The organism is Neobacillus drentensis (assembly GCF_036965425.1).
Taxonomy (GTDB): domain Bacteria; phylum Bacillota; class Bacilli; order Bacillales; family Cytobacillaceae; genus Neobacillus; species Neobacillus drentensis_F.
In genome coordinates this window covers 1-6,217 of record NZ_JBALPP010000057.1, presented here as the reverse complement: position 1 = coordinate 6,217, position 6,217 = coordinate 1, and the positions used below count along the sequence as shown (strand labels likewise).

The window sequence follows — 6,217 nt, the reverse complement described above, 5'->3', positions numbered from 1 at the left end:
AATTTACTGGTTACTTTTTTATACACATTTCATTTTGAACTTAATTTATAAACTCTTTATTTATTAATGTATTTACGATATAATTATTAATATGAAAGAACACCTTGTTACTTTTAGTATACTATAATTACAAATAGGAGGTGTTTACCTTGAGTGAAAAGGAAACACAGGATAAAGTGTGTTCAAAGGTCGAAGAATCGTACAATATTATCGGAAAAAAATGGATGGGTTTAATTATCCATACTCTAATGGAAGAACCAAAACGGTTTAGTGAAATCCATGCTTATATTCCTGATTTAAGTAAGAGAATGCTTAACGAACGAATAAAGGAACTTGAGGATTGTGGAATCGTCCTAAGAAATGTAATTACAGATCGCCCGGTTCGAACAGAGTATTCACTCACAAAAAAAGGGACGGAATTAGGAAGAGCCCTAAAGACAGTAGAAGATTGGGCGAATAAATGGCTATAAAGTAAAACTTCAATTGGTGTGAAAATTTCCTGATTTATAATATATTTATTATGACAACCTTTCCATTTTTATGGAAAGGTTGTTTCATGATTAACCAGAAATGGGACTAATATACATAAGACTGCCAAGCCACTTCATAAACGAGGTGGCTTGGCAGTCTTATTAACTTAATGGTTTTACGTCTAAGTCCTTTTCTTTTGAAAAATCGATTATTCCTTTTCTCCAGTTCTATCTATATCGAAAATTTCTTAAATGCCAACACTGCATTATGTCCACCAAAACCAAAACCATTAGAAATAGCATAGTTTATTTTCATGTTAACTGCATGGTTTGGAACATAATCTAAATCACACTCTTCATCTGGTATTTCAAAATTAATAGTTGGAGGAGCTATATCTTCCATGATACTTTTGAGGGTTATTACAGCCTCAATCCCACCTGCTGCTCCAAAAAGGTGCCCAGTCATAGATTTTGTGGAACTTACCTTTAAGTTATAAGCATGATCACCGAAAACACTTTTAATCGCTTTGGTCTCTGATTTATCTCCTTCAGGGGTACTTGTACCATGTGCATTTATATAATCCACATCCGTCAATCGAATATTCCCCATATCTAAAGCCAATTTCATGGCATTTGCGGCCCCATTGTAGTCAGGGGTTGTAATATGGAATGCATCTGTTGTGGAACCATAACCTACGATTTCTCCTAAAATTGTCGCTCCTCTTTCCTTCGCATGTTCATATTCTTCCAGGAATAAAACACCCGCTCCTTCAGACATGACAAAGCCATCACGCCCTTTGTCAAATGGGCGACTTGCCTTTTCTGGAAAATCATTTAGAGTAGACATTGCTCTCATTCTTGAGAATCCAGCAAAAGCTAGTGGATTAATAGGAGCTTCAGCCCCTCCAGCTAATATGCCATCAGCATAACCATGTCTAATATTTAAAAAAGCTTCTCCAATTGCTTGATTCCCTGTTGCACAAGCAGAAACAGGCGAAAAGCTAGGCCCTTTAAAACCCGTTTTTATAGATATTATTCCTGACGCCATATTACTGATCATCATTGGAACCATAAATGGAGAAACTCTTCTTGGTCCCCTTTCAAGCAAAGCTTTATGATTTTCTAATGTAGTATTAATTCCTCCAATACCGGAACCAATATAAACCCCTAATCGCTCCTTATTAACATTTTGTAAATCTAGATTCGCCTGTTCTAAAGCTTGTTGAGCAGCAGCAACAGCATACTGTATGAATAGGTCATATTTCTCCTGTTCTTTTTTTTCCATATATTGCTCTGCGACAAAGTCGGTAATATAACCTGCAATTTGGGTGTTAATATTGTTATAGTCATCAGATGTAATTCTTTTGATGCCTGAATTACCTTCTTTAATGTTCTTCCAGAACGCTTCAATTGTATTTCCTAACGGCGAAACCACTCCATATCCTGTTACGACAACTCTTCGTGCCATCAACAACACTCTCCTGTCATTCCTTTTTCGCATAACTACTTCAAAAGATCTTTAAGTTGTTCAAATATTTTAGACAAGACACCATCACTTAATACACATTTACATTGTAATCCGCCCTTGATGCTTGAAATAAGAAAAACTGCTAATGCTTACAGATCGTCAGTATTTTGAATGCGCCATTCCTTTTTGGTGTCCTTATGCAATTCTGATAGAAAATCTATTTCGATTTGACTTAGAAGTTGTACTTTCTGTTGCATGAGTATAGGCAAATAATTATAATCCGCCAGTAATGCTGCTATAGGGCACACACAATCGGATGCATATAATGAAAAAGGGACAAGTTCGCCAAGGGGTGAAACCCCTTTTTACCTATTAGTAGGTAAGCATCCCCAAAAAATAAATCAGTTTAATACAAGCTTTTTAACCTTTTAAAAGGCGGTATATTTCATTCATTGCTTGCTTCAATATCTCCTTTCCCAGTACCCGTTCGTATTGTATTGTTCCTTTCATACATGACAAGATGGCAAAAGCTAATGATTCAATTTCTTCGGCTCCCCGTTCTACCAGTGTTACCTTAAGAATATTTTTAATAATCGTTATTTCTAACTGACTGATTTCCCGTACTTTTTGCCTTACTCTTCCAGGAAGGGATTCATAATCTGACTGGAGAGATGATACGGGGCATATCCCACCGTCGCTTAAAACAATTTGTCTCTCTAAAAAATGCTTGATCTTTTCTTCAACAGTCAGCTTAGAATTCGTAATGAACGATAAAAAGTCCTGCAAATTTTGAAGCACCAGATCAGTAACGGCAACTCCCAAATCCTCCTTTTTTTCAAAATGATAATGGATGCTACCTTTCGTCACACCCAATCGTTTGGATAAATCATCATAGCTAATGGCTACATAGCCTTTTTCACGAATTAGTTTCAGTGACAGATCGATAATTTGTGTTTTCCTGTTCTCCATGATTTTATATTAACTTACTAGTAGGTAAGTGTCAAGTTTAGGCTGATTTCATCCCGTCGCTCCATCGGTAAAATGACTGCGACTCCGGCTTGTCGTGCATGCTTACGAGGTTCATCTTTTCAGGTACTCGGTGGTCATAAGCCTCTTCAATACCAAGAGCATCTGGCAAAACTTTATAAATCGATAGAGGCCCTGGCTGAACATGAATCCGATTGGAAGTCCTGCCGTTCTTAACAAAGCTCATTGATTAATTTGAAATTTTGTAATGAAAAATAAAAAAAATCATGGATATTTGACAAATTGTGTATGTATTGCGGATGCCTATTTTCTTAAAAAAAGCAAAAGAAAAAGCACTCAGATGAGTGCTATCAAATGCCATCATAATTTTAGGAAAAAATCGGTCAATTTCTTGGATTTCTTCATTCGTTAAATGGAATTCCAGTGTTTTCAGATTTTGCAAGACTTATTCTGCCCTTTTTGCTCCCGGAATGATGACGTCAATGGCTTCACGGGTTGAACCGGAAGTTGCTGAGATCAATCGAGACTAGCAGCAGATCCTTAACTGGCTCCAGATTGGGTCCACGAAGATATGCGCGGCGTTTTGTCGGGAAACGAAGCCCTTCGATCTCAATGAAGTCGTAGACATATTGCGCCGCTGGAAAGCCACCTGAAACATCGACATGGTAGTCGTGCCTGCGTAGTAGTAAATCATCGCCAAAGTAGAAGTCTTGCTCCTTGCTATGACTGGCGACGTGTTCGGGAAAGCGCACACGCAAACCGTGCCAGAGCTCGTTGCCCTCCTGCAATGGGGGGATTTCGCTGACCTCGAATCCTGGCATGACCATGAAAAAAGGCGTTGTCAGGTATGTCCACATTGCGTACCCGTTGAAATATGCTCGATGAAGCGGGTCCCACGGTGTGTTCATCCTATGGTTAGCAAACAAGGTCCTAGGATCGTATTTTTCGCGAACGGTTTCCCCAGAGAGGGTCTCAATCGCGATACGACCGGGCGTAAAGGCAGTACGCCAATCCGGTTGACCAAAGGAAGTAACAGATGCGATTTCCGAATGTAGCGCGACTGTCATCTCACGTGGATTGGAATCTTGTACGAGCCCTTTCATTGCCCATAAACCGCCACCGGTGACGATCGTGGCAGTCAGTGAACTAAATTTTTCCCATCGGTCAATTCCGCCGTGCGCGTCAATAATTTTTGCCAGTAGGTTGTTCATATTCTCCTCCTTAAGTTGAAAGATGATTCGATAATGAAAATGAGTTTTAATAAATCACCTCATATTTACTTTACAATCATTACACCACAATGCGCATGCTGGACCACTTTATGGCTTACACTTCCCACGAGCAGTTCTGAAAAGAGGCTAAGTCCCCTGCTGCCCATTACGATCAGGTCGTAATCTCCCTCTTTTGCCTTCTTGCATATCATCTCTGCAGGATCTCCAATATGGTATTCGCTATCATATTGTATTGATGACCCCGAAAGGACTTGTGCGGATTCTTCTAAAATCCTCCTAACTTCCTCTACTTGCAATTGTTCAATATCCACTCCGTAAGCAACTGTATTGATATTGTTACTAGGAATGATATGAAGAAGCGTTATACGGGCATTTATCCCAATGTTTTGCGCCATCCATTTAGCCGATTTCAGTGCATGTTTGGAATGTTCGGAACCGTCAATTGGAACTAAAAACCGTTCATACATGTTGTCACTCCCCTTTTTATTAAATCTTATTTTTATAATAAAACCCATGACGGTGATTATTGTGATGTAACCTGAGAATAATAACGATTGAACCCCCATCCGCCAGCATAAATAGTAGCAGTATTTTTCAATAGCATGTAATATGCGGGCTAACGTTTGTGTTCTACTTTCAATGTTACTGCCTCTTGTTGGCATTAACCTACTAGTAGGTAAGTGTCGAGCATTATTGCAATGATTAATTCATTACCAATCGATCTCGGCATTGGTCGAAACATAAGGTGTTGTCTCACGAAATTAATGTTTTTAGAATGTCCATAACAAAGAAACAGCGACGGGTAAATGACCCTAAAAAGAAAGTCTAAGACCCCTGCTTGTGTTTCAGCCTTTTATTCAATTAGTCAGCTTCAGCCGAACGCTCAAACCATGTGTTGACCTCTTCTAGTCTTTTGGTATAAGCTTCACGAATTGTATATGCAGCTTGAGATCCAACTGCCAAACGAAGCGGCGAATTACCGCTTTTTATAACGGAAATAATCTGTTGCACTGCTTTTGCCGGGTCGCCGGTCTTGATGTTCGACATACCTTTCTCATATGCTTCATAAAACGCAGCATATTCTTGTGTCTTCTCGGTATGCTGCATCGATTCGCCAAAAAACTCTGTTGCGTACACGGAAGGCTCCACGATTGTCGTCTTGATCCCGAAACCTGCGAACTCTTGCGCGAACGCTTCGGAGAAGCCTTCAACTGCAAACTTGGATGCAGCGTATATGCTGTACGGAGGCATGGACCAAGTTCCGAAGAAGGATGAAAAATTAACGTAATGGCCCGATCCTTGACGTTTAAAGACGGGGAGTGTTGCTCGGATGACATCTAGTACACCGAACACGTTGACGTCGAACTGCTTCCGGATTTGTTCGTCCGTATACTCCTCCATCATTCCGAAAAGTCCGTATCCGGCATTATTCACCACAATATCGATTTTCCCGAAAACGTCAACGGCTTCTTGAACGGCGGATTGAATTTGCGCCTTATTTGTCACGTCCAAAGCTGCTAGGTGAACACGATCCGGTGCCAGTTCTTTAAAATCCTGAATAGATTCAAGTTTGCGTGCCGTTGCGACCACTTTGTCCCCTGCTTGAAGCAGCTGCTGCACAAATTGCCGTCCGAATCCTGACGAAGTTCCTGTAATAAACCATACTTTATTCATAGTCTTCATTTCTCCTTTTTTATAATTATGACCTGATCCTCTGTTTTGATGACAAAACTTGACAGCGATCGATCAATAACTTTTTGCTTTTTGAATTAATAATTTGTTGCTCTTTAATGTTTCCTCCCGAAATTTTCCTTTATATTTACAACTAGTGATTTTGAAAATTCCATAATTTGCTCCGCATTTGAATTGAATTCTATTTTAGTGAATTCATTTAGTAACTTTAATATTTGATTCGCTGCTTGGAAATTTTCATTCGCAATTTGGGCTTGTATGCTCTCTGAGCCGTGGATTTTTACATTCTCTCTTAAAATTTCCAGCATTTCTTCCATTTCATTGTGACAATTTATAAAATCTTGCATGGATTTCTCTGTTGATGTAAC

The 6,217-nt window shown here is 39.4% G+C and carries 8 protein-coding genes; 1 reads left to right on the top strand and 7 read right to left on the bottom strand.

What is annotated here, in order from left to right; all coding sequences use genetic code 11:
• The first annotated feature begins 149 nt into the window (after positions 1-149).
• A complete protein-coding gene (locus V7161_RS16225; protein ID WP_335714012.1) occupies positions 150-470 on the top strand; it encodes a winged helix-turn-helix transcriptional regulator in 321 nt (106 codons plus the stop codon).
• A gap of 232 nt (positions 471-702) precedes the next feature.
• Here the strand turns inward: V7161_RS16225 and fabF are convergent, their stop codons facing one another.
• The 7 genes from fabF to V7161_RS16190 form a co-directional block, all read right to left on the bottom strand.
• Entirely contained in the window at positions 703-1,938 is a 1,236-nt protein-coding gene (gene fabF / locus V7161_RS16220) for a beta-ketoacyl-ACP synthase II (protein WP_335714011.1), read from the bottom strand.
• Positions 1,939-2,358: 420 nt separating this feature from the next.
• Complete coding sequence (locus tag V7161_RS16215) at positions 2,359-2,907, bottom strand: TetR/AcrR family transcriptional regulator (protein ID WP_335714010.1); 549 nt, start codon at positions 2,905-2,907, stop codon at positions 2,359-2,361.
• A gap of 37 nt (positions 2,908-2,944) precedes the next feature.
• Positions 2,945-3,151: a hypothetical protein gene (locus tag V7161_RS16210; RefSeq protein WP_335714009.1), complete on the bottom strand. Its 207-nt coding sequence runs from the start codon at positions 3,149-3,151 to the stop codon at positions 2,945-2,947.
• A gap of 262 nt (positions 3,152-3,413) precedes the next feature.
• Positions 3,414-4,136: a hypothetical protein gene (locus tag V7161_RS16205; RefSeq protein WP_335714008.1), complete on the bottom strand. Its 723-nt coding sequence runs from the start codon at positions 4,134-4,136 to the stop codon at positions 3,414-3,416.
• Between the two features lie 65 nt (positions 4,137-4,201).
• Positions 4,202-4,624, bottom strand: a complete 423-nt coding sequence (locus V7161_RS16200; RefSeq protein WP_335714007.1) for a universal stress protein — start codon at positions 4,622-4,624, stop codon at positions 4,202-4,204.
• 394 nt (positions 4,625-5,018) lie between these two features.
• Positions 5,019-5,831, bottom strand: coding sequence for an SDR family NAD(P)-dependent oxidoreductase (locus V7161_RS16195; RefSeq protein WP_335714006.1), 813 nt, complete (start codon positions 5,829-5,831; stop codon positions 5,019-5,021).
• Between the two features lie 113 nt (positions 5,832-5,944).
• A partial coding sequence (locus V7161_RS16190; RefSeq protein WP_335714005.1) for a hypothetical protein occupies positions 5,945-6,217 on the bottom strand: 273 nt, incomplete at its 5' end.